The following is a 25238-nucleotide window of genomic DNA, read 5'->3' as shown; positions in this document are numbered from 1 at the left end:
TTGGACGAGATAAAGACTGAAAAAATGAAGAAAGATGATAAAACAAAAAAAATGCTTTTTATAAGCATTGGTATAGTGTTTTTTCTTTTGCTTGTAGGTGGAATAGCATTTCTTATTGTAGATGCAAAAAATGCAGAAAGACATAATGCAATGGTCCTTGCAAAAGAATATGCAGAACAAAATGAGTACCAGAGGGCACTGGATATTTTGGATGCACTTTTGCTCAAAAATCCGGGAGACAAAGAAGTTAGGGAGCTTAAGGATAAAATACTTGAGGAAAAGAAGGCTTATGAAGAAGACCTCAGGAAAAAAGAATTGGATGAACTTGCAAGGCAGCAGGAGAGACTAAACAGCTCTCTGTCCCAATTAAGTCAAAGTCTATCGCAAAACGCAAATAATCAGGCGGAGAGTCTTGCTGATAAGCAGAGACAAGCGGAAGAAGAAGCAAGAAGGAGGGCAGAAGAAGAGAAAAGAAAAGAAGAAGAGAGACTTGCAAAACTGAGTGAAGAAGAGAGAAAAAAAGAAGAGATGATAAAGGCTCTAATAAAGGAAGGAACAGAAGCTCTTGAAGAGCAGCAGTATGTTGCAGCAAGACAGAAGTTTTCCGATGTTCTTGGTATAGATTTGCAGGATAGCATAAAAGAATCAGAGCATCATGCTACTGCTCTTGCTTATACGGCAGAAAGTTTTTATGAAGAGGGTGATGTCAAAGGTGCGGTAGAAAAAGCTCAAGAGGCTATAGATACCAACAAAAATGTATGGCAGTCCTATTATGTTCTTGGAAAAATATATTCTGACAACAAAAACTATGAGAGTGCCGAGGAACAGTTTAAAAAAGCTCTGGCCTTAAATCCACAAAGTGCGGAAAGTCTATATGAGCTAGGGAAGGTCCAGTATATGATGGGGCTTTCTAAGCAGAGAAGCAACCCAACACTCAGTAAGCAAAAGTTTAACGATGCAAGACTTTCTTTTTCTAGATGTCTGGAAATCATGCCCTCATGGATTAATGCACATTATAATCTAGCTCTTACTTATGAGAAACTTTCTGATAGAGCCATGGCAAAAAAGGAGTTTTTGAGTGTTATTGCTCTTGATCCTCAAAATACCGGAGCACTTCTTAAGTTGGGTGAATATCTCAGGGACGAGGGGAAGTACAAGGAGTCTGAGACCTATTATAAAAGAATTATAGCATATTCTCCAGATGAATATCGTGCTCTTAGGGGTCTTGGTCTTACATATTATTATGCCGGAGACCCTGTGAATGCAGAGAAGATGTTAAAAAAGGCTATTTCTACGGAAAAAGGAGCGGACGATACAGTTTCTTTCTATAACCTTGCTCTTGTTCTTATAGAACAAGACAAATCGCAAGATGCTCTTACCTATGCCCAGAAAGCCGTCGAGAAAAGTCCCAAAGTACCAGAATATCAATATACTCTTGGGCTTGCAGCATATAATATAAAAGCTTATTCTGTAGCCGAAGCTGCTTTTAACAATGCAATAGAGCTCAATCCTTCTTATGTAAAACCTCGTATACAGCTTGGTATTATGTACCAGGACAAGGGGGATTATGATAAAGCTTTGTCTTATCTCTTGGATGCATATAAAATTGAGCCAAAATCTTTTGAGGTTAATAACAATCTTGGTAACTTATATGCACGTAAAAAGCTTTATAGTGAGAGTATCAAGCACTACAAAGCTGCCATAGAGGCAAATCCTGCAGATACTCTTGTAAGGTACAATCTTGCTCTTGCTCATATGGATGCCAAGGATCTAGATAGTGCTGCACAGGTCCTGGAAGATCTTATCAAGATAGATTCTACCTATTGGGATGCTTATTATCAGCTGGGGAAGATTCTTATATCTCTTGGAGAAAAGGATGGAGCCAAAAAGATTCTATCCACACTTCTTACAAAAAAACCTGATTATGATAAGAAAGCCGAGATAGAATCTCTTTTATCTGGTTTATAATAAAGGCAGGCCTAAAAGGCCTGCTCGACTTATACTGTTCTTTTTATTATTTTGAGCAATTCTTCTTTTGTTATTTTTATCCATACAGGCCTACCGTGAGGACAATATGGCTCAGGAAGCTCAAAAGTCCTTTCTGCAAGCTCTGTTGCACTTATTTTATCCAATAATTCTCCTTCTTTTATAGCTGCTCTACAAGCTATGGTAGCATATCCGTCTACCTCCGGCGAGTTTGTGCTTTGCTGTCTTAGCCATTTTTCTGCTATTACAGGTGTATTGCTTATTGTTTGAGGCAGATGTGTTATTATGCATTTATTGTCTGCCATACTATATTCTATACCAAGATTTGTTGCTTCTTCTCTTTTTTTTTCTATGGTGTTAAGTTCCTCTTCTTCTACTGTAAAGGTATGAGGTATAAGAAGCTTTTGTCTAGCAGGATTATTCTTGAGTTGGTTATATAGTATTCTCTCATGTGCTGCATGCTGGTCTATGAGGAAAAGAGCATCGTTTTTTTCTATTATTAGAAAAAGATTAAAAAGCTGACCTAGATACTTTATATTTGTTTCCTCTCCTGTTTTAACTGCTTTTATCTTTTTTATCATGTCCGGTTGATTGAAATTTTTGACTGTCCAGAGATCAGGCTTTTTTTTATGTCTGTAAGCAGTGGTTGTTTCTGATATGTTTAGACCGTTATAAGAATAATTTTGAGGAATAAAAAAAGTACTCCTGTCATGTTTTTCTGAAGTAATATTAAAGTTTTTCTGAGTATCTTTATCATCAGACTTTATACTGCTACGAGCATTACTTGTAGGCATCAGCCAGTTTCTTAGCTCTTTATGTATTGTTTTTGATACCAGACTATGAAGCTCAGGTAGAATCCTAATCTTGGCCTCTTTTTTTGCAGGATGGATGTTGAAATCTACTTCTCCCGAAGGTATTTCTGCAAATAGAACAGCAGCTGGGTATTGTCCTCCAGGTAGTACCTCTCTGTATCCATAGCTTATTGCTTGCACAAGGCTGTATTCTTGTATATTTCTTCCGTTTATGTATATGTATATGTTTCTTCTATCCCTTTGAGGAAAAGACGGGGACAGAAGAACTGCTTTTATAGAAATATTGCCTGATTTTTCTTCCAGTGTTCTTATCCTGCTTTTTGTAAAAATTGTCGGATATGCTGTGGCAATCCTTTCTGTCATGTCGGATTGTGGCAAAAATACTTCCATATTGCCGTTTTTTATGAGTTTAAAGCTTATATCAGGGAAGGATAGAGCTTTCTCCAAAAAAACCTTCTTGCACATTGCAGCTTCTGTTGCTGGAGTTTTTAAAAATCTCTTTCTTGCTGGATAGTTATCAAATATACGTTCTATCTCTATGCGCGTACCGCGGGGAAGTCCGACAGGTCCTTTCTCTTTTATTTTTCCATCCTCTAGAATGATGTATTTCCCCTCTGTGTTATCCTGATATGTGGAGTATATCTTTGTTATGGATACTGTGCTTATACTGGAGAGAGCCTCTCCTCTAAAGCCGAGAGTACGTATTGCCATCAGGTCTGATTCGGTTTCTATCTTGGAAGTGGTATGAGGAAGATAACATATCTCAAGGTCATCTGGATGAATGCCTGAGCCATTGTCTGTTACTACTATTTTTTTTAATCCCCCGTCTTCTATTTCTACGATTATGTCGGTAGCACCGGCATCGATAGAATTATCCAAGAGCTCCCTTACAACAGAAGCCGGTCTGTCTATTACTTCTCCAGCTGCTATCTTTTTAAAAACAGCCTCCCTCAGAATATGTATTCTGGGGGAGGCTTTATCCTTTGATTTATTCATGCATACAATATATTAAAAGTGTACTCTGCTTTCAATAGATATGGATGGTGCCCATTTTGGAGCTCCGTTGTCATCGTATGCAATGCTTCCATCGGAGTTTCTTATAATGTTAGTTGTTACTATAGTAACGATATCAAGTGTAGGGGCTGCAGCCCATATAATCTCTCCGCGAAAAACAGTGTTGGCATCAAAAAGTCCTGTACCCTTAAAGTCGCCTTTCTGCAAAATTGTTGGGATAAAGTGCGTTCTTGTGTAATAGAAAGCAGCACTTATGTCCTCCAGCCTAGGAACAGGAACAAGCCCTTTTTCCAAGATAAGTCCCATATTGAGTTCATCCTCATCTGATGTAAGTACATTGCCGTTGGAATCCAGTGCCCAGGGCCAGAAATATCCCGCATTAAAGGTTACCTTATCTGCTATATTAAAGCCTGCATTTCCGTATATACCCATGGTTGTATTGTGAAAATCGGGATTGGAAGAATCCATAAGGTAAGATACAAGTTCCTTGGCATATTCTGCTCGTTTTCTTTCGTAATCCGGGCCATAGAAGCCGTTTTTAAAGGTGCCTGTAAAATATCTGTACTCAAGCCTGTATGTCATTATTGCAATGTTACCAAAGAGTCCAGCAGTAAATCCGTAGTTTCTGAGCTCAGCCTCTGTACTGCTCTTCTGATACACAAGACTGCTTGTGCTAAAACCCGCTTGTATGCCGCCATATGAGTTTCTTATAAATGGCAGCATGCCGCCTACATCACTGAAGAATATCAGACTTGCAAGCTCAGTCTCAAACGCGGGAATATCGAGGTCAAGTGCAAGATTAAGAAAAATAGGATCTGTTTCCAAAGCTGCTTTTGAAACAGGATCTGTTGTATCGGAAGAAATATCTCCTGCAGGGTCAATGTCGGCTATGGCTGTAAGTCCTATTGCAGCTTTAAAAGTTGGAGCAGCAGGTCTCACATACAGCCTTCCTCCAAAAATCTCTGGCTCTGCCAGGTCATTGAGTATAAGCTCTGTTCCTACCTTGCCAGAGTCTATACCTAGGTTAAGTCCCACTCTTCTTACAGCAGGGAATTCCGTATTGTTGGTGTAATTGTTCATGAGTATACCATGTCCTGTGGTTACACCCTCTATGTTGCCTACTTTGAAGAAGAATGGGTCTCTTTGCTTGCCGTATTCTATATACCTTATTTTGAGAGCCAAATCTGCAAAGAAATCCGCAAGACCATTTACAGGCTCTTTGCCCCAGTCATAATCACTGCCAAAGGACCATTCGTTATTGCCTTTGGGTCTGTACCAATCGTTGAGATCAAACATATCCCGTGTGTATATTATTGGAAGATATAGGCTTGCTTTAAATTTACCCAATGCTATAACTGGCTGAAGAATGGCTTTGGAATAGGTCTGCCCATCTATGGTAACGGAGCCAACTTCAAGACCAACAGCATTTCTTAGCCACTCCATAAAAGGATTTTCCTGTGCAGCTTCCTGTGGTTCTGCTCCTCCAGTCTCTTCTTTATTGGCAGTAGTTTGCTGTCCCATATCTCCAGTATCCGCAGCTGATGTATCTTCTGTTTTGTTGTTTTCAGCTTCGTCTTTGGCAGGTTCTGCCTGAGGTACATCGTCTGGATTGAGTACATTAAAGTCAAGGTCGCTATAAAGCTGTGAGAGCTGTTCTGCCGACATCTGAACAGCAGAAAAAGTCTCTGCAAGAGCATTAGCAATCTGACCTGCTCCTACCTCTATCTCTTCTCCTCCTTTGCTAAAGGCTACGAGCCCTTCTCTCACAAACAGGCTTTCTTCTTGTCCTGGAACAACATTGATACCAAAGTCGGTGCCTCTTACTCCACATACAGCAGTTGGAGTTGATATCCTGTATCCACCTTTTTTTACCTTGGCGGCAACAGCTCTCATTTTACCCTGAGCGATGTTAAAGCTGTTTTCCTGTCCATCTTCTTTTTGCAATGTGGTTACAGAAAACGTAGTATTGGGAGCAAGCTTGATGATTGTCCCGTTGGGATCAAGACTTAGCTCTGCAGAAGAATTATATGTCTTTATAGTCTCCCCCTCAGATATTGGCATCCCAAAGTATATTCCCTCCACGGTAAAACCATCAGCATCTGTTATCTCAAGCTCTGCAGGGTCATCAAAATACTCAAGTACAGCAGTGACTTCCTGAGAAAAAACAGGAAACAGCACTGCAAAAACAATAAGCAATATAAATAGTTTTCTCATAGTATCCTCCTAAAACTGGATTGAAACCTCTGTTCCACTGGAAACAACAGGCTCATAGCCTGTATCTGTAAGGTCATAACGCAGATTATAGAACAGAGTAAGTACAGCAGGACCGCTTTTATAATGAATATTAAGTTTCATATAAGAGTCTTCCTGCCATTTTGCCATTGCATCCCAACTGTCTATATTGGTTTTGTCGTAGACAGCATCAAAGAAAAATCCTGGTAATATCCCTTCTCCAAGTACAAAACTTGCCAGCAGATGTGGCTTAATCTCGCTGGAGCCTATGGGACCATCCATTGTTGCAGAAAAAGCCAGCTTATCCTCAAGCACAGAGAAGCCAAGCGATGCAAGCCAGCCCGTATAAGCAGGGATACTTACCTCTCTGGTATATACAGCATATTTTGCGGCTCTGTACTGGTCATAAGCTACATCAAAGTAGCTGGGTATAAAATTTTTGCCCAGGAATCTCATCTGAGCTCCGTAAGTAAGGAATCCGAAAAGCCTTCCTCCTACACCAAGCATGCTCCCCGCTGTATCCTTCTGTATAACCACATCGCCGAATGCCGACAGCTTTGCAATTGTATTGGATAGAATAGGCTGTATAGCATCCGCACCCCATATCATAACAGGCTCGCTGGCAGATGTGGGACCTGTATACTCAGAGTTTTTCTTGAGATAATAATACGGATCTCTGTCCATGGCAAAGGTTGTACCAACCTGCAAATCTTTTATAATGGGGATGTCCGTTATTGCAAGCGGTCTTATATAGAACCTCCCGCCAAAGAGGTCAAAGGCAGATAAATTGGCAACAAAGGTTTCCATACCGATAAAAGGAAAAGAAAAAAGATTACCATCCAGGTCAAAAACCAATCCCCAGACAGGCAAATCAGGCAAAAACGTACCGTTGCTGTAACCGCCTACCAGAAAACCTGTCCCCAGTGTTACTCCGTCCAGAGTACCGGCCTTTATAAAAATGGGCTCTCCTTTCTGTCCGTAACGTATATATCTTATCTTAGGCAGATAAAGCTCAAAAAAATTGGTTTTACTGTTTGGTACCCAATCTTCTGTTCTAACTTCAAAACCAGGATTGCCATTGCTGTCCGCAAATCTGTAATTGAGCTCTATATTGAATCCTATACCAAACTTGCCTATAGAAATGTCTGGAACAAGCCCTATGGAGTTATAACTCTCCACCGTTCCGTCGGAATTGGGAAATGTAGACACACCAAGAGATATCCCCATAGCAAAGCCCAGCCCGGCAGAGTCATTCTGAGCCGGTGTGTTCTCCTGTGCCCATGCAAAAAGAGCAGTAAAAAGCGTAGCTATGAACAAAAACTGTTTTATTCTTTTCATAAATCCTCCCTCACCTTATGGTGACTATAGCCATTATATAACTATAGTACAAAAATAATAGTTTTTCTTGTATTCCCTTTTTGTTTTTTTTTAAAGAATCTTATAACCGAACGCGCAAGGACGCTGGCGCGTCCTGCGCTGCCTCCGGCAGTGGGCTTCTGGATGCTATTGTTTTTGCTTTATATTCGCCGAAGGCAGGAGTAAGCACGCCCTTGCTTGTTTTTTTACTTTATTATGGCGCGCTTACGACGTTCGGTATAATGTGTTTTTCAAAATTGTAGAGTTAGATTTGCACCCAATATCCAGCCAATTAGCATAATTTTATCTTTTTTTTGGATTGTGTTGTTAAAATATAGGTTAAATCTGCCAGATGTGCCGTATACGAGTCCGGTTGTGTGGGTGACCGATATTGTGTAGTCCATGTCGCCTGTGGTGTTGCTTTCTGTTATGAGGCTCAGGTTTTCTGTGTGTTCTAGCTCCGGTGGGGTGTGCTGCCAGGCTTCTATGGGCGGATTGTTTGCCCATGAAGGGGCGGGGCTCGTCCATGTGAGTGCTAGTTGGCTTGTGTTACTCCAGCTGGTTTTTTCTGCGAGTGTAAGACTGAGTGTGTTGGTTAGGTTGAGTCCACGTGGTATGCGTGTAAAAAGGCTTATAGTTTCTGTCCAGTCTATTTGCCATGTTGTTTGCAAGCTTTCTACTTGTGTGGTTCTTTTTATATCCAGACTGCGGCTAAACTCGTCCATTGTATAGGCCTCAGTAAGGGGTTTGGCTGCTGTGCTGCCAAAAAGATTTGTGGCAAGGAATGCCAGCTTGAGGCCTTGGCTGCGGTTTGTGGCAAGGCTGTCACCTGTTTTTGTGTATGTTGTTCCCAGGCTTATTCCTGCACTTTGCGGTACAAAAAGATCTGCTATGCCAGGGAATGGCGGACGTTCTATTTGGATGCCGGTTTCTGCCTTGTGGCTTGTTTTTGTATAAGGGGAGGGAATGCCGGCGTATATGTCTTCTTTGTCTTGCCATAGCTCGTAGAAGGGGATAGTGCTTAATATGAGCGGGATTTCCTGCATGCTTATGAGTGCCTGTTCCCAGTCTTCTATATAGCTTGTTGTCTGGTTACTTTTCTTTGTTTCTGTATGGCGCAGGTAGTAGGGGCTTAGTGTTATGCGTTCTACTTCTATGGTACTTGATAGTTTGAGCTCCTCCTGAGTATTTTGTTCTGACAATTGTGGTAGGCTTGTGTGTTTTATTTTTGCTTCCAGTGCAGTTTTTGTATTGTTTGTCAAAAATCCGGGGATTATTTCTAGTTCTGTACTCCTTTGTATATCATCTTTGTCTGTGTATGGGATTATTTGCTGCCAGCTTGTTGCATAGGCTTCCGGATAATTTGTGTTTATTGTGTCTATAGGGTCTCTTGTCTGTGTAAGCTTTGTTTTTGTATCAAGTGTTACCGGTCTGTTATCCGTATTTGTATCAAGTGTATATATTTTTTTCTGGGTGGTGTCTTTGTTGTGCATATTGTGTGAGAGCGATATTTTTGTCTTTTCTGTGTTTATGGCTATTGATATGTCGTGGGATGTGTTTTGAGTGCTTTTTATTATGTGATAGAAGTTTTCCGATATGCTTGCTATACCTATAGGGATTTTTATATTATGTCCTGCACCCAGTCTGCTTATGTAATTATCATATGTGCTTATATCGAGGTATATCTCTGTGAGTACTATCCAGATACTGCTTGATAGTATTGTGGAGCTGTCCAGGCTTGTAATTGTATCCGGCAATATCTCATAATATGTGCTTATATTTTGCGTTATGCTTGTCTGTCCTATTATGCTTGTCGTGCCATATGTCAGCAAATCTTCTTCTGTGTTGAGCCTTATATCCAATGAGCTTATAAGGCTTAGGCTGTTTTCCGGCTCAGATGCGTACAATTCGTCCAGATAAAGCGTACCAGATGTTGAAGACGGTATTGATGTTTCTATCGTAAGCAGGTTGAGAGATGTTGCAAGGGGGGTATAGCTTATACTTGCACTGCTTTCTATGCTATTGTCAACGTATACTGTTCTGTTTTTTATATCCAGGTCTATAAGGTGCCATGTGCTGTCTGCAGAAAGGGAAATTCCGCTTGCTTTTATGCTTTCTGTACTGTTTGCTCCAATCGTTACATCTATTGTAATACTGCTGTCGCTTTTTGCATAGAAAGAGATTTTTTTATAGTAACGGCTGTCTATTTCCGTGATGCCTGTTTTTGCAGTAAATCCATGTGTATCAAGATTCTTCCATGATATTTCTGTTACTTTTTGTGTCGTATTTCCGTAGGAAAATGTGTTTTTTACAAGGTCTGAGCTCGATGTAAGGCTTGTATCACTTATGCTTATGCTGTTTATTTGTGCATCGCTGTCTTCTGTCGTTGTATAAAAGCTGGAGCTGTTGATAACCGGAGGGGTAAATAGTATTTTGCCGCTTGTTGTGATACCTGTTGTGTTTCTTGTTATTATTATTCTTATTGCCCTTGCACTGCTTATCCGTGCACGGAATGCTTCTGGTATTTTTATATCTATACTGTTCCATCCACTTACAGAACTTATGTTTTGAGCCAAAAGAAATGTTGTAGTTGTAGATTGATTCTCCTTATCTAGTATGCCGTTACCATCTATGTCTTCGCTCTGTTTTACCATATCAGGAAGGTTTGCTGCATCTGTTCCTATGACCATGCGTACATCGTGTGCAACATCGTAAAAATCAAATCCTGCAGAATAAGAGCTTGTTTCTTCATCGATTATGCGGTCATCATCTATATCCTCGCTAGGGAATCCTACTTGTAGATAGATGTTTAGCTGTTCTCCTCCGCTTGTTACAAGTTCTGCCACCTTATAGTCAAGTGATATGGAGTTTATCTCTCCTGTATTGTCTGGCATTGCAAGCTGGGCTCCTATCCATTCTTCTGAGCTTTGCATGAGAAAATCCATTACCATAATAGCATCGGATTTCCCTTCTGTGCTGGCAGAGGCTATATATGGGCCTGGCTTTTGGCCGTCTGCGTAATCTGCAATCTGAGTTGTTGGAGGTGACCATGTGTATTCTTGGAGGCTTCCTCTGCCATAGCTTGTGTACTGGTAGAAGTCTTTGTAGTAGAGTATGCCTCTGTTGTATGCATCAAGCCCGCTTATACCTATGCCTGTAAGCTGCCAGTCTTGGTCCATGGAATCGCTGGTATCCTCAGGAGGCGCTGCAGGATATATGCTTGTAGAATAAGAAAGGCTTGTACTTGTATTGTCAGAAGAAAAGAGCCTTATATATCCTGTGGTATTGGTTATGCTGTAGATCAGCCCCATATCCGCTCTTGTATCCAGTATCTTCCCCTGATATGCTCCTTCTACAGAGCTTATTATATCTGCCTTGGCTTCTTGGGCTGTGCTTGCATATTGTATGTCGCTTATAGGATATCTAAGCATGGAGGCAAACTTGATATAAGCATTGTCTCCTATGGTCCACATATTACCACTTGCAGCCAGGAAGTCATTATAATTGCTGCTTTTTTTTGTCCTGTAGTATATGTCCACCTTGTCATAGCTGTTTATTGGGTAGGGGAAGTCTATCTGCAGAGTGGACGGGTCTATTTGTACGTTTCTTTCTTCTCTGCCGTTTACATATACACGTATGCTCTCTGGTACTGCATCCCGAGGAGCAGTGATTGTGTTGTTAGAAGACAGAGATAAAAGAAGCAGCTTATGAGAAGGATAATTAGAATTATTTATCGCATAAGGCCCGTATATTTTTGGGTATAGCTTTGATAACGGATAGCGGGAAGCAGGTGATGTGTCTGGGATGTCTTTGGCGTATATGCTTACTATGTATTCTTCGTTTTTTATTATATAGTCATCTTCTATGGAAGAGGTTGTTGTAGAGCCGTTTTCTACTATCCTTACTTCCTGAGCTCCATTGTTAGTATAGTGGGATAAGTCTTCAAAGGGTGTCCACCCGCTGGGTATATAAACCAGAAGACAGTTTTTTCCCTCCAGTTTTATTTGCCAGTCGGTTGCATTATAGCCCATATAAGAAGAAAGAGACCAGTCAAAGTCAATACTCCCAGCTGTAGGGTCGGGAAAGCCTCCTGATGTACCACAGAGGGCCCCTCGTCCCAGGCTGCTGTCTCCCACATCCTTACCCCCAGACTGGTAGAACACAGCAATACGTGTTGATGCGGCTGTATTAAGTTGCAGAGTGCCTTCCGACAGAGAGTATGATAGCTCTGCCTCAGTAGCTTTTCTAAATTTACTTCCATCTGGGGCTGTTATTGTGCCATCCTCATCCTCTATATATACGGTAAGAAAATCAATATTGGTATCCGGGAGTATAAAAAATCTACCTCTTATATATTGATAGAGATTAAGATACTTTTCTTCTGCAAGAGATGTGCCTATATATCTCACATGTCCATCCGAGGTGGAATCCAGTCGCAGTATTATTTCATGTTCGCTATTATTCGTTGCAAAAAGACCATAGATTCCTATATCCGATGGACTTTGAGCAGAGATGTCCATATACCTGTAAGAGTTTTTAAAGGCAATTCTATCGTTACCAATACTTATATTTCTTATTGTCTCATCTTCTTTTCCGATATATCCTGTAATGTAGCGGTTGTCTTCCATATTGTCCGTAAGGACAATGTCCAGAAACAGTCTGTCCATAAAAAGAAGAGAGAGAAACAGAGCTGCTTCCTGCTGATAAAAAAATCCATTGTCAGTATTATCCGGCATATAGCCGTATATCCAGTTGCCATCCTCATCTATGAGATAACCTATAGCAAAGCCCGTCCTAATATTCCATGAGCCGGAAGCAAAGAGTTTGACATCATTATCGTCTATATTTGTAGAGAAGAGGGTTTCTGGTGCTTCCTCCGGAAGAGTTGGGGGCGTGTTTTGAGCTATCAATGATAGAGCAGAAAGTAACAAAGATAATATCACAACAATTTTTTTTATAAAATTTCTCACCTCTTGTATTATTCTTTAAAAATGCTCATTATGTAAATGAGGAACACAGGAGGGCAAGAAAAAAATGGACACTCAAACACAAGTTGCCCCTCAGGAGCAGGCAAAAAAGTTTGTAAAACATCTTTTTACTAATCCCGCACTCTCTGCAATAATTCCGCTTCAGAGGGAAGAACAGATAATTCAGTTTTTATCGCAAAATTCAAAAGTCCTTGCGCCTACACTGACCCGTGTACAATTCCCAGGAAAAACATGGAGTCAGGTTCTTTCTGAGCTTCTTACGGCATTGAGAGAAATTACGGATGGACTTATGTATCCTCTGTTGGAAGAACAACTTTCCAGAATATCTCTTAACTTTATTCCGCTGCTTGGAAATGGAAATTATCAGGCTTCTCCCTCTGTAAAAGAACAGGTGCTTGCTCTTCTTAAGAAACTTCTTGAGCGCAATGAACCCAGGGAAATCTTTATAGGTTCTCATTCGGCTGTACATTACGGAGTGTCCTCAAGATATGTAGATGCAATATTTGATGAAAAAAGCTATATACACTTTGAGTTGACTAAGGTAGAAAAACTCAAGATGGGTAAAGAAGAAATAAAAAATATGCTCAATCTTGTTATACTTTTGCGACCTGCCATATATCTTATAACTCCAGAGTTTGGAGCTCATTCCGGCGGAATGGGAGGTCTTGTGCGCAGTTCTTTTACTGAGAAGGTATTCCCAGTACTAAGAAAAGAATTGCCGGCCCTACCAGAGCCTGTAATAAGAAGCGTGCTTAACTCCTATGTGTCCTTTGAAGAAAACAACAAGATAGAAGCAACTGCAAGGCTTGCCTCCATGCTTTCTCAGCGCTGTAGAACATACAAGCCCAATATAAAAGTGGACAAAGGTGCAGAAACACCGGATAAGAGCTGGTTTTATGCAATAAGAAAAAATTACAGACGATACGGATTTGACATCAAAATGCTGGATGAGTTATACAAAATATCAGCAGAATACGGGTGGTGAGTATGAAGCAAAAACAAGAAACAACAAATATTCTGGAGAACTTGGTAACAATAGCGATATTTCTTGTAATAGTTCAGACCATATTGGAGGATGTGGCAAACATATCCATGTGGGACTGGAATATTAGAAAAATACTACTTATATCTGGCTTTGTTTTTGACCTGTTTTTTACTGTAGAGTTTTTTACCCGTATGTTCTCTGCAATAGCTCGGGGAAAAGGCATGCAATATCTTACGGCAGAAAAAGGTTGGATAGATTTCCTTGCCTCTGTTCCTCTTCTTACTCTCAATTCAGGCCCTGCAATGCTTTCTTTACTCTACGGTACAAGTGTTATGAGCAGTATTGCCGGAAAGCTCAAGATATTAAAGGTCATAAAAATAATAAGAATTGCAAGGATTCTCAGACTTCTTAGAACACTCAAGTTGGTAAAGCAGCTTAAGAACATCCAGTCAGTAATGGCTCAGCATCACATATCGAGAATAACGACCCTTGTTGTAAGCTCCCTTTTGTTTGTCATGCTTGTTTTCTCCATGCTTCCCGTATTAGTGGGTATTGACGGACCTGAGGAAGAATATACACAGAGGGCAATATCTGCGGGTAGTCTGATACTGGAAAATAAACAAAGCCTTCCTGAGAAAACACTTATAGAATTTGCAGCTTCCAGGGAAGAAATACTCATGATAAAAGAAAACGACAAACCTCTATATACAAAATATCCGCTTGATATCATAAAAAAAGCTATAGGTCCTGGAGACTATGCTTATATAGCAGATAAAGATATGCATATATACTTTGACATGAGGCAGATAAACGTACAGTCCTCAAGCACGAGCCTGATAATGATGAGCTCTGTAATCCTTACGGTATTCTTCCTTCTTTTCATATATGCCCCACATTTTGCTATCACTGTAACAGACCCCATATATGTGATGCAAAAAGGCATCACAGACTCTGGATACAAGCTTGCAGTAAAAATCTATCCCCGCTATGCTGAGCATGAAGTTTTTAAATTGGCACAAGCATATAACGAAGAAATATTGCCAAGGAAAATAGAAGAAAACACGGAGACAGAAATGGATTTGTCTCTATCGGACATAGAAGATTTGCTGTAAAAATGGTAGTAAACATACTCAGGATTATCATAGAGCTTCCTGCCATAGGATCAATAAAAGAAAAAAGAAGCATAATAAGCTCTCTCAAGAGAAAAGTACAACAGAGATATAAAATAAGCTTTGCAGAAGTAGACCTCAACGACAGTCATAGCTTTGCAGAATTTGGTGCTGCTGTGGTTTCCAACTCTGCGGAGCATGGAAGAAAACAGCTCAACAAAGTTCTTGAGTTTATAGAATCAGAAGGACAGGGCAGAATATACGATTATTGGTTCCACACAGAATACTATAAATAAAATTCTATACCGAACGTCGCCCATGCGCCTCTCTTGCTTTGCTTCCGCCGGGAGGCAGCACTGACCGCGTATGCGGACTGTGCGTTCGGTATAAGAAAAGGCGCATGTTCTCCTGCCTGCGGCTATTTAAAAAAAAGACCTAGAAGAATGTGGAGTCTTCATCATGTGGTTCTGACAGGTATAAGTCTGACAGAATAATACTATGCTCTATATCCGGTTCTGTTTCTCTAGGAACAGAGACTGAGGCAACGTCAAAATAATGTCTTATGGGATTAAACCCCTCTTTATCAATGCTTACACAAAATTTAAAAGCCTTTTTCTGTCCTTTTTCCTTTGCCGGAAAAGGAGCGGGCATAAAGACAAATGTGCCGGGGAGTGAACTGGTGATTCTATAGGGATTTTGCCATCTGTCATCTATCATGTGAGCGGGCATGTCTCCATGCAGAAGGATAATGTCGACGTCATATGCAGGTTCAAAGGTCTTGCCAAAAAGCAATCTTCCTTTGATAAGTGGTATAAAGAATACATTGTCAGAATCGGGAAAAAATTTCCTGTTATGCTGATAGTAAGAACGCTCAGTGCCTGTTATGCGTTTGAAGCCTTCTGTAGCAAGAGCAACAATATCTACCATAAGCTGTGCATCGGAGAAGTATTCTGTGGTGCTATATGCGATTCCCTTACCTGTAGATACGTATTTGGGTGGGATTCTGTTTAATACATAGCATACGATATCTGTTATATAATCCTCGGATACGGTTTTTCCTCTTGCTTTTTCTTCTTGTACAACCTTATGTACCGCATCTGTTACAACTTCTTCCATCAAGTTGTGTATCTTCATAAAAACCTCTATATGTAGAGTGTAATGCCAGCCTGCTAGGTTTTCAAGCTGTAAGGCAGATAATCTGGTTTTATTTCTATAAGTGACCTGTATATTTTCTCCCGGGCATGAGGATCAAGAGAAAAGAGGTTCTCCATAACAGGTTGTATGGACAGTCTGAGGTTTGTATCTTTATACGGGCATGCGGCTTTTACAACAGGGAGATTAAGGCGCTCTTTTATTGTTATTATGGCGGATTCTCTTATCTCGCACATTGGTCGTATAATATGCAGTTTGCCTTTAAAAAACTCCTGGATAGGCATCATGGTAAAGAGCTTTCCTCGCATGGTCATATTGATAATTGTTGTAGTAACAATATCATCAAGGTGATGTCCCAGCGCTAGCTTGGAGAACCCTTCTTTTGCCATATAATCAAAGAGTATTCGTTTTCTGTTCCTTGCACATCTATAACAGTTAAAATCGTCTTTATAAGAGCCGGGGAACATTGTCTCCGTTAGTCTAACATAAGGAACATCTATGATATTAAAAAAACTTTTTATGAGAGAGACTTGCTCATCTGTCATGGGAAATTCCTGCCATTCTATCTGTACAGCTCTAAGTTCATAGTCTATGGGGAGCCATTTCCTTCTCAGAGACAAAAGAAGAGCCAGTGCAAGAGAATCCTTGCCTCCTGATATTCCAAGAACTATTCTGTCTCCGTCTTCTATCATGTTGTAACGGGAAATCCCCTGGCCTAGTTTTCTTAGAGTGTACTTTAACCATCTAGGATTGTTGTATTTAAAAAGATTTTCGATCTCGCCAAAATTACTTGAGTTCACTCACAATCTCCTCAAATTTTATCTTATGATTTTCTTCTTTATTGGGAATAAGCAGTCTGATGTATCTGAGATTTCCTGTAAACGATTTTATCGTATTTTTATCAAAAACAGTCTTAGCTGTGATAAAATCTTTTACTTTGTCGTCTCCGTCCGATATTATTCTGACAGAATCCTCAAAATTTACTGCCTCAGGTACATCTATTATCAGATTTTGTATGCCTGTTTTATCTGACAATTCTTTTTCCAGATTTATTCTGTATACGATACTTTCTAGTGCGCTATGTTTATCCGACTCAAAAGGAATCTCAAGTGCAATATCATAAAGCCTGTTGTGCTGTACTCTCCATACCAGTTCTTTTGCCTCCTGGGGGATTCCTTTTTTTTCAAAAAGCAAAATAAAACCTTGGTCATCTTTATAATACAGATTCTCTGGGCTCAACTCTGCGTTCTCTTCTGCAAAGGCCAGCATTATTGCTTTTTTTATCATTGCTGTTGCGCTTCTTACTTTTCTATGCCAATACACGGAACGGTACATGAGATATTTTGCAAAGAGTATATGTTCTATGGAGCCTATTCCGGTATTCGATATTGCAGGATAATAAAGGCCATCTTCTTCTGTGTATCTCAGACATGTGAGAACAAAATCAAGGTCCTGTATACCGTATGGTAGACCGCAGAAAAAAGCATCTCTTGTAAGATAATCAAGTTTGTCCGGATCCAAAACACCGGATAACAGAGAACGGAAAAATACAAGTATTTCTCTTCTGATTTTGTCAGGACTCATATTTTTATCGATTATTGCGGCAACAAGAACAGGATTTATCTTGTATTTTTCCAGGGTAGTTGCTATAGAGTCAGAGAGAATCAATTTTGCACTTAGAGCTTCATGTTCTTCTATTACTTTTCCTTCTATTATAAGATCTTTTAAAGAGTGTGTGTATGGAAAATGCCCTATGTCGTGCAAAAAGGCTGCCACAAGGAATGCCATAGCATCATATTTATTTATTTCTAATATGTTATTTACGGCGTAAGGATAAAGTAATATGTTTTCCAGCATTCTGGATGCGACGTAGAAGACTCCTAGGCTATGTATTAGCCTGTTATGAGTTGCGCCGGGATATACAAGATATGAAGGCCCAAGCTGTTTTATTCTGTTGAGCCTTTGTACTGATTCCAGCTGCAAAAGTTCCTTAATAACCGGTGGTACATGGATGTTTTTCCACAAAGGGTCTCTTATTATTTCTTTTAAGTCTTTTCTTATGTCTTCTATTAGCTTGTATGTACTGGACATGTTCATGGCAATATCATACTAAGACAGGCAGGTACTGTCCATATTTGTATGTGAAAAGCCAATAAAAAGAAAAATATATTTGACCTTAGCCCCAAAATCGTGAAATAATATAGTGATGAAACTATATAGAAATATATTGCTGATATTATATATTTTTCTTGTGATTTTTGCCTGTAAAAATAATACGGATAAGAAAGATATGGAAAATAAGAGTAATATTGTGCCTGCCTCCACTTCTATTGTAAGGATACCGCCAACTACTGCGTCTGTAACTCCTGCACCTGTGCCAAGCCGGACTTCTACGGTTGTTTCTGCTCCGCCTAGATCTGTATCTCCTGAAAAAAACCGCACAATAGTAAGCTCATATGTCAATCCTCTTTTTCTGTCCTGGATTTTACCAGAAAATCCAGCTGTCGACACTATGATAGGGGTGCTGGTGGGAGATAATAACCTTTCTGCTCCGGAAGAAAAATCAGTGGGATTCCTCTCTGATATATTAAAAAAAAGAATGCCTGTAGACAGTTCTGATATGGTAAAGAATGTGTTAAGTCGTTTTTTTTCTTTTTTATCCTCAAGAGGGATAACTCTTGAGAATTATAGGCTGGGCAAGGCAATATTTGATGACTCGGGCAAGAGTCATCTTAATTTTAAAATTTATTCTTCTTCTAGTTTTGCAGTGGGGGAAATAGTGCTTTCTCTGGATAAAGAAAAATGGATTCTTGACGATTTTATAGTTGATACTGCTTCTTTGCTTGAAGAAAAGAAAGAAAAGGCTTTTGTTTTGGGAGATTATGCAATGTTACCGCTATATTGAGTATATTATAGGTTAGGAAAAATATATGGGCATAGAGTTAAAGAGAATAGAAAAGGAGTTTATACTCAAGAGCATTCTTGACGAGGAAATACCTCTTGAGATTCTTCTTCAAAAAAAACGTTTTAGAGCAAAGCTCTATAAAGTTGAGGAATCCTTTAACAAGATGTACATCTTTGTGGAGGATAACCCTGTAATAACTGTGCCTATAGGTGATGTAATAAGTGTATATTTTAAGTTTCATGGTACTCTTATGACCTTTTCTGTAGTTTATCTTGGGATAGAGGGTGACTGTGTTGTCACCAACCTGCCTGCCGGAGTTTATAGGGATCTTGAGAGAGAATTTGAGAGAGTTAGGCATCCAGAGAATATAGGGCTTTCTTTTTCCTTAAAGGGAGAAAAATTTGTTCTTAATTTCCCAACTATTAATAAGGAAAACGTTACCAGTCCGCCTGTTGTTTCTTCTTCTTTTGATTCTACAACCATATCCGCACTTATAACAGATTTTAGAAATAAGATAAAAGACCTTTCTTCTGAGAGCAAGATAGTGATGTTTAAAGAAAGAAAGCCAGAAACAACAGAAGAAAAGATTATAGTCAATACAGGTAAGATGCTGCTGTTTCCTCAAAGCTATATATATAACTCTTTTAAGATGGAAAGACTCTATCCGAGAATAAGCCCTATTTCTGCTGATTCCCTTATGCTTTATTTTAAAGAGCAGGGCATGGATATGCAGGCCTCAAAAAACAAAATAAGAGCCATGATAGAAGAGAAAAAAAACAAAGCAATAAGTAGAGAATTATATGCTCCTGTAATATTTTATCAGTATGTTGTTGCCTATGTATATCTTGTAAGCGGAAAAGATAAGCGTTACGAATACGATAGAACCATACTGGACTATGTACATGAGTTTTGTATGAGTTTTGCTTATTCTCTTAAAATACACGGATACTTTAAACCGCAGAAGGTGAAAAACACCTATAATGACTCAGAAATTATAGATATAAGTCTTACTGGTGTGTTGTTTTCTGTTCCTTTGAGTCTGTCGGAAGATAATTTTGTACTTTTTACTGATATGGAAATATGTTTAAATATCGAGGGAAAGGATATACCTGTCATGGGAAGAATTGTCAGAAAATCCAAGGATGCAGATAGACTGTATGTTGCAGTTTCTTTTCTTGATTTGAAACCCGATGACAGGCTGTTTCTTGCACGTTCTATTTATGGGCAGGACTTTATGGGAGAATTTTAAGACGTACAATAATTATTTTTATTCTATTGGGAAATACTCTGATAATTTTGTAAGCTCTATTACTCTCTTTACTGTACCATCTATGCCTGTTATGGCAAAGTCAATGTGTTCTTTCTTTAAAGAAGAATATACATATATAAGTGCTCCTATTCCGCTGGAATCTATATATGGCACATCCTTCATATTTATTATTATTTTTTTGGGATTTTGTTCTTTTATCTTGGATAGATGCTCTTTTAACATGTGGGAGTTATACAAGTCCATCTCACCTTGAAGAAAAAAAATTACAGTATCTCCTTTTTTTTGGGTATTTATCTCCATTATCCAATTCTCCTTTTACATTATGCTATAATAAAAACAGAAAAAAATCCATACCCCTATATCTACTGGTCTTTGTTATGATTGTGTATAAACTCTACCAGTTTTTTTAATCTGAGGGTGTTTTCTATGGGGACGTCAAAGAATCTGAGTCCAAGCGTTAAAAAGTCAGAGCCGTTTTTTATCCATCGTACTTCTGCTGATACTGAGAAAAAAGGGATACCTGTCTCTTCTAGAGGAAAGAGTTTTATTATATGTTTGTCACCTATCTGTGTCTGTATGGGATTTACTATATCTATTCTGCATCCCAGAAGGGATATATCTCTCAGATAAGAAGGAATTTCCTTATCTGTGAACAATGCTTTGCAGTATATGATGTCTCTTTCCACACTCCTTTTTTCGTGGTTCATTTTTTTGCTCCTATTTTAAGGCTGCATTTTATTATTGTCCCTTGTATACTCGGGGAATATGTCTTTGTTTGTGTTTCTTCCCCGTCAAAGAAGCTTATACTGAGTTTGTCAAATATCTTTTTTGCTATATAGATGCCGAGGCCAAAATGCTTATTGTTGGTTTTTTCCCTGTATTCCTTAAACTCGTGACTCTGTGTATCTATTTTTTCTGCAGGCATGCTTATATCATATGGAAGCTTCCCTGGATCAAAACCTCCTCCGTGGTCTTTTATCATGGCAAGGAATGTGTTGTCTTTTATTTCCATTATTAGTTGCACCGGAATATTTACTTTTTTGCTGCGCTGAGCTCTCAAAGAGTTGCTTATCAATTCTATGAGTGCATAGACAATGCTCTGACTTTCTTCTTCAAAGCCGTTCATTTCTATTTTCTTGAGTAGAGCAAATACTTCTGTTATTTTTGCCCCAGCATGTATGGATAATTTAATGCGCAAAAGTTTTTTGTCGCCAAATTTAAAATAATATGCCATAATCAATTTAAGAATATAATATTTGGAGAAAAAACGCAAATTGTAAGGGGGTATTTTTTGAATGTTTGGGTTTTAACTCGTGATATGGAATTGGCTGCTTTTGTAAGAAGAAAAAGCACAATGGATTTTTATAATCAGCTTTACGATATGCTTTTTTCTCTTTCTCCTGCATCTTATGAAAAAAACCTGCGTTATATAAAACTTGATTTTTCCAATATAAAGACACCTGTCGAGTTGCAAAAATTATTGCTTTCTTTTATGAGTATTGCCAGATATTGTAAAGAAAACAGACACACTCATTGTGGTGTTGATATCATATTTGATAATGTTGATATTTCTTCTTTTAACGATATACCCTTGGATGTATACTTTTATAATAGTCTTCTGTGGTCTACCTCTTCTGGGTTTAAGCTCCTTGCAAGATATGTCACTGCTGATAGAATAGATGGACTTTGGGAAATAACTGGAATAAGGGATGAGGATCCGCTTGCTATTACCTCGCGTTTTAAAGAATTTCCGGTAGGGGTAAAGCAGAATGAGCAGATTAACAGAATTTTTTATCTGCTAAATACAGATAAGGTTTGCACTTGTTATTCTGAGGGCTTTGAGGGGCTTGCATACACTCTTTCTTACAGGGCGGTTGAGGCTGGTTGGTTTGTTTTGCCTGTTTCTGTGTATCATGATAATTTTGATAGAACTGATTTTCTTATATCCTTACTCAGGACAGTTTTAACGGTTCCTGATATAGAAGATTCTCTTTCTTCTCCTTATCTTAGAAAACGGGTTGCATCATGGAGAGAATCTTTCTTATATGATGTAAATCCTGCTGCAATGGAATATATTATAAAGGAACTTCTCCATTCTCTTATTCTGATAGAAAAAAAGGTTTTGCTTATTATAAATGTTTCTTCTTTACCTCATGCTTTTCCCTATGATGATTTTTTTTCATGGCTTTTTGATAGTGGAGTGTCTGTTCTTTTTTGTCTTGACTTTGTATCTACAGTGCCAGATTCTTGTCCAGGCGAGCGAGTTGCCTTTCCTCTCATAGAAAAGGATGTTTTATCTGATGTAGGTGATGAGGGAGAAAGAGGAAGGTTTTTTATTTATTCTTCTGCTATTTTAAGAGAGAGAGGGGGAGCTTCTTCTCCCAATGCTGCAAAAAACCTTATTTCTGCCTTGTTGGATAAGGAAAAAAAGGTTTACTATGCTCTCTTAAGACTGCTGCCTTTTTTTACTCATGACAAAATAAAAGAGATTCTCAATTTGCTTGATGTTTCTTATGTTGAGTTTGAAGAGATTTTATCATGGTTGGAGGGCGCTGGACTGCTGTTTCCTGGTGTTTTTACTCCTGTTTATTATCCGGAAAATATAGACACTCTTATGCCATCTGATATGCTTGTGACCATAAAAAAGAGTTTTAATGATTTATGGCTTTCTGAGAACCGCAGGCTTCCTTATTTTTTGCTTGAAGAAAAAGATTGCAGGAAGAAGGAGGATTTTCTTGTTGCGTCTTTTATTTCTCTTTTGACAGTAGGGGCAAAAGAACAGGTGCTTGATTTTGTTTCTTCTAATATGAATTTTCTAAAACCTTGTGGTATTATTGCAAGGGATAGTACTGCTTTTATTCTTGCTGTGTATAAGGCTTATTTTTCTTCCGAGCAGGGTAAAATAAGGGCTTTTGTTTCCGAGAAGGTTTTGACAACCAGTGCAGAGTCTGCTTTTTCTATCTTTGCTCTTCTTGTCAAGGGGCGTTTTTTACGGAGTTATAATCCGCAAGAGTCTATAAGACTTATAAAGGAGGCTGTTTATCTAATTGGTGATTATGGAAAGATGTTTTGCAATCTTGAGTCATATGCGTATATGGAGCTTGCCATGTCTATGGCTTCTCTTGCAAAGCTAAAGGAGGCTCAGGAGTATCTTAAAATAGCTGACAGTTATGCCAATCATTCTTATGTCAGATTGTTTGTTCTGTTTTTATCTGCCTGTCTTTTTTATCTTGAGGGTAACTATACAAGGGCTTTGCTCAATATAGATGATCTTAAGGCAAAATTAGCTGATATGGATTTGTTTGAGCTTTATGCTGCTGTTTTATTTCTAGAAGCTAGGATTGCCTTTGAGCTTGGTGATTGGCAGGGAGTTATAAAGACGTTGGTATTTATAGAGGGGGAGCTTAAGGGTCTTGTCTGTGATGATGTAATACGCTTGTGTAATCTCTGGAAGGCAAGGGCGTATTTTTATTCTTCCCGCTATGATGATGCTTTTACTATTATGGACTCTCTTCCCAAGGGGTTAGAGCACAGGTTGTTTGCTATGGAGCACGAGGCTATGTCCGGTGATTTTACGGGTGTCCTTGAGATGTGTGATAAGGCTCCGGAAGATATCCGTGAGTATGTGTCTGTATATGATGATATCTTGCCGGCTTGGTTTACTGGTTTTTCTATGCTGGAGGACAGGATTTTCTATGAGTCGGAAGATTTGCGCTGTATGTATAGGCTTATTTATACTCTCAAGTTGTATGCCAGGGGTATGATGGGTGATGAGTCTGTCTGCGAAGAGTTTGTAGATATAATAAGGAAGGCTTATCTTAGAACTGCCGATCCTTATACTCATCTATATCATTTGTGGTATGGTGAGGTTCTTATTGAGCTTGAGAAAAAACAACTGGAGCTTCCTGATCATTCTCTTACGATTATTGGTAAGGCTGTACGGCTTCTTCAGATGAGGGCAAGCAAGATAGAGAATGCGCGTCACAGAAGGGCTTATCTATTTGATAATTATTGGAATTCCAGGCTTATGGAGCTTGCTAGAAGATATAAGCTTTCTTATTGACATTTTGTCTTGCTCTTGCTATATTGCTTTCCACAATGTGGTGGCGTAGCTCAGTCGGTAGAGCAAGCGGCTCATATCCGCTTGGTCAGGGGTTCGAGTCCCTTCGCCACTATCTTCTTTATTTGATAAGAAAAAGGGCGACCTCATAGGGGTCGCCCGTTCGGTTTATTATGTCTTATTTATTCTTATTCTGCAGTTTATTCCTTTTTTCTCAAAGATAGTTTTCCATGATTCCATTATTTCTTGGGGGTAGGGGGAGACTTGAGATAGTGCCGGGTCTAGTGTTTTTTCTGGTCTAAATCCTGCAAGTGTTATGTTTTTTATTCCTTTAGGGAGGGTTTCTGCTATTTTTTCTATGGTCTCTGTATCTACTATTGTTGGGCATGTTGTGATTCTTATCTCGTGTGGTATGTTTCTTTCTGCTATGAGGTTGAGGCTTGCTTTTATTTCTTCTGTCATGTCTTTTTGTGCGCCTAGTTTTGTGTTGTACATGTCCGGGAGTGTTTTGTAATCCATTGCTATATAGTCAAGTATGGGAAGAACTTTTGCGAGTTTTTCAGAAAGTGTGCCGTTGGTGTCCAGTTTTACGGGGTATCCCATTTGTTTTATTTCTATTATGAGCTTTTCTATCCATGGTTTTATTAGTGGTTCTCCGCCTGTTATTGCGATGCCTTCTATGAGATTTTTTCTTTTTTCCAGATGTTTTTTTATTTCTTGCCATGGGAGAAAATCATCAGGTTCTCCTTCTATTAGCTCCGGATTGTGGCAGTATGGACAACGTAAATTGCACCCTCCTGTAAAAAGGAGGGTGCTTATCTTGCCAGGGTAGTCTATAAAGCTTGTCTTTATGATTCCTAGACGTGCTTTTTTTAGCATGTTGTAAGTTTTTCTTCTATTATATTTCTGAGTGTATCAGGGGATGTGGCTCTTGCTCTTTCTTTTTTGTCTGCATCAAGAAAGAGTACTGTAGGTGTGCCAAATATACCGTATTTTTCTGCAAGGGCAAGGCCTTCTACTGTATCCACGTCCACTGACTTATACTCCATATTTTCTTCTGCCAGTATATTCTTTACTGCAGGACAATAGGGACAGTCCTGTCTGTAAAAATAGAGAATCTCCTCTGTCTTTATGCTAAAATCCTTTTCTATACTTGTGGGCAGAAATGTTTTTCTATGCTTGTATTCCTCTTTTTTACCTTTGTTCCAGTTATCAAGCGAGCGGTAGTAGCCTACTATCCTTGTGTATATCTCTGTTCTTCTTCCTCTTACATTCTTAAGCTGTTCTTTAAGCTCTTCTATCTTTCTTTCTATCTCTGTCTTAGTTATTGTACTCATATTCTCCTCCTGAATAAATCTAAAAATAAAAA

19 protein-coding genes and 1 tRNA gene are annotated in these 25238 nt (G+C 39.0%); 8 read left to right on the top strand and 12 right to left on the bottom strand.

All coding sequences use genetic code 11. The features are described from left to right. Complete coding sequence (locus tag WKV44_05540; GenBank protein ID MEM5947998.1) at positions 1 to 1968, top strand: tetratricopeptide repeat protein; 1968 nt, start codon at positions 1 to 3, stop codon at positions 1966 to 1968. Positions 1969 to 1997: 29 nt separating this feature from the next. On the opposite strand, the gene mutL is transcribed toward WKV44_05540, so the two are convergent. From mutL to WKV44_05520, 4 genes are all read right to left on the bottom strand, one after another. Next, positions 1998 to 3794 carry a DNA mismatch repair endonuclease MutL gene (gene mutL, locus WKV44_05535; GenBank protein ID MEM5947997.1) on the bottom strand — a complete coding sequence of 599 codons (1797 nt, stop codon included), beginning with the start codon at positions 3792 to 3794 and terminating at the stop codon, positions 1998 to 2000. A gap of 12 nt (positions 3795 to 3806) precedes the next feature. Then, positions 3807 to 6026 (bottom strand): FecR family protein, encoded by a 2220-nt coding sequence (locus tag WKV44_05530; protein ID MEM5947996.1) that lies wholly within the window; start codon positions 6024 to 6026, stop codon positions 3807 to 3809. A 9-nt stretch (positions 6027 to 6035) separates the two neighbouring features. Further along, positions 6036 to 7382: a hypothetical protein gene (locus tag WKV44_05525; GenBank protein MEM5947995.1), complete on the bottom strand. Its 1347-nt coding sequence runs from the start codon at positions 7380 to 7382 to the stop codon at positions 6036 to 6038. A gap of 269 nt (positions 7383 to 7651) precedes the next feature. Continuing rightward, positions 7652 to 12370, bottom strand: coding sequence for a hypothetical protein (locus WKV44_05520; GenBank protein ID MEM5947994.1), 4719 nt, complete (start codon positions 12368 to 12370; stop codon positions 7652 to 7654). Positions 12371 to 12434: 64 nt separating this feature from the next. Between WKV44_05520 and WKV44_05515 the strand changes: the two genes are divergently transcribed. Genes WKV44_05515 through WKV44_05505 form a run of 3 tightly spaced genes read left to right on the top strand, consistent with a single transcriptional unit; the run spans position 12435 to position 14778 of the window. Next, the gene (locus WKV44_05515; protein MEM5947993.1) at positions 12435 to 13373 is read left to right on the top strand and encodes a hypothetical protein; all 939 of its coding nucleotides are present in this window, start codon (positions 12435 to 12437) and stop codon (positions 13371 to 13373) included. A 2-nt stretch (positions 13374 to 13375) separates the two neighbouring features. Continuing rightward, positions 13376 to 14485 (top strand): ion transporter, encoded by a 1110-nt coding sequence (locus WKV44_05510; GenBank protein MEM5947992.1) that lies wholly within the window; start codon positions 13376 to 13378, stop codon positions 14483 to 14485. Positions 14486 to 14487: 2 nt separating this feature from the next. Next, positions 14488 to 14778 (top strand): DUF503 domain-containing protein, encoded by a 291-nt coding sequence (locus tag WKV44_05505; GenBank protein MEM5947991.1) that lies wholly within the window; start codon positions 14488 to 14490, stop codon positions 14776 to 14778. A 139-nt stretch (positions 14779 to 14917) separates the two neighbouring features. On the opposite strand, the gene WKV44_05500 is transcribed toward WKV44_05505, so the two are convergent. From WKV44_05500 to WKV44_05490, 3 genes are read right to left on the bottom strand one after another with little or no spacing between them, the layout of a single operon-like run. Further along, complete coding sequence (locus tag WKV44_05500; GenBank protein ID MEM5947990.1) at positions 14918 to 15616, bottom strand: late competence development ComFB family protein; 699 nt, start codon at positions 15614 to 15616, stop codon at positions 14918 to 14920. 35 nt (positions 15617 to 15651) lie between these two features. Continuing rightward, on the bottom strand, positions 15652 to 16434 hold the full coding sequence (locus tag WKV44_05495) for an ATP-binding protein (protein MEM5947989.1): 783 nt from the start codon (positions 16432 to 16434) through the stop codon (positions 15652 to 15654). Further along, the gene (locus tag WKV44_05490; protein MEM5947988.1) at positions 16421 to 17731 is read right to left on the bottom strand and encodes an HD domain-containing protein; all 1311 of its coding nucleotides are present in this window, start codon (positions 17729 to 17731) and stop codon (positions 16421 to 16423) included. Before WKV44_05490 ends, WKV44_05495 begins: the two co-directional genes overlap by 14 nt. Before the next feature lie 109 nt (positions 17732 to 17840). Here WKV44_05490 and WKV44_05485 point away from each other — a divergent pair, with 109 nt between their 5' ends. Both WKV44_05485 and WKV44_05480 read left to right on the top strand, forming a co-directional pair. Beyond that, on the top strand, positions 17841 to 18539 hold the full coding sequence (locus tag WKV44_05485; protein ID MEM5947987.1) for a hypothetical protein: 699 nt from the start codon (positions 17841 to 17843) through the stop codon (positions 18537 to 18539). 25 nt (positions 18540 to 18564) lie between these two features. Further along, positions 18565 to 19788 (top strand): PilZ domain-containing protein, encoded by a 1224-nt coding sequence (locus tag WKV44_05480; GenBank protein MEM5947986.1) that lies wholly within the window; start codon positions 18565 to 18567, stop codon positions 19786 to 19788. Positions 19789 to 19806: 18 nt separating this feature from the next. Here the strand turns inward: WKV44_05480 and WKV44_05475 are convergent, their stop codons facing one another. The 3 genes from WKV44_05475 to WKV44_05465 form a co-directional block, all read right to left on the bottom strand. After that, positions 19807 to 20109, bottom strand: coding sequence for an STAS domain-containing protein (locus tag WKV44_05475; GenBank protein MEM5947985.1), 303 nt, complete (start codon positions 20107 to 20109; stop codon positions 19807 to 19809). Between the two features lie 62 nt (positions 20110 to 20171). Beyond that, positions 20172 to 20516 (bottom strand): PilZ domain-containing protein, encoded by a 345-nt coding sequence (locus tag WKV44_05470; protein MEM5947984.1) that lies wholly within the window; start codon positions 20514 to 20516, stop codon positions 20172 to 20174. Continuing rightward, positions 20513 to 21007: an ATP-binding protein gene (locus WKV44_05465; GenBank protein ID MEM5947983.1), complete on the bottom strand. Its 495-nt coding sequence runs from the start codon at positions 21005 to 21007 to the stop codon at positions 20513 to 20515. The genes WKV44_05470 and WKV44_05465 overlap by 4 nt, the downstream gene beginning before the upstream one ends. 93 nt (positions 21008 to 21100) lie before the next feature. On the opposite strand from WKV44_05465, the gene WKV44_05460 reads away from it, so the two are divergent. Further along, positions 21101 to 23872 carry a hypothetical protein gene (locus tag WKV44_05460; GenBank protein ID MEM5947982.1) on the top strand — a complete coding sequence of 924 codons (2772 nt, stop codon included), beginning with the start codon at positions 21101 to 21103 and terminating at the stop codon, positions 23870 to 23872. 39 nt (positions 23873 to 23911) lie between these two features. Then, a tRNA-Met gene (locus tag WKV44_05455) sits at positions 23912 to 23984 on the top strand. A 56-nt stretch (positions 23985 to 24040) separates the two neighbouring features. On the opposite strand, the gene WKV44_05450 is transcribed toward WKV44_05455, so the two are convergent. Together WKV44_05450 and nrdD are read right to left on the bottom strand one after the other, a co-directional pair. Continuing rightward, positions 24041 to 24748, bottom strand: coding sequence for an anaerobic ribonucleoside-triphosphate reductase activating protein (locus WKV44_05450; GenBank protein ID MEM5947981.1), 708 nt, complete (start codon positions 24746 to 24748; stop codon positions 24041 to 24043). Beyond that, positions 24742 to 25206 (bottom strand): anaerobic ribonucleoside-triphosphate reductase, encoded by a 465-nt coding sequence (gene nrdD, locus WKV44_05445; protein MEM5947980.1) that lies wholly within the window; start codon positions 25204 to 25206, stop codon positions 24742 to 24744. Before nrdD ends, WKV44_05450 begins: the two co-directional genes overlap by 7 nt. Positions 25207 to 25238: the final 32 nt, after the last annotated feature.

The organism is Spirochaetia bacterium 38H-sp, assembly GCA_039023545.1.
Classification (GTDB): domain Bacteria; phylum Spirochaetota; class Spirochaetia; order Winmispirales; family Winmispiraceae; genus Rarispira; species Rarispira pelagica.
This window is presented reverse-complemented; position numbering and strand designations above follow the sequence as displayed.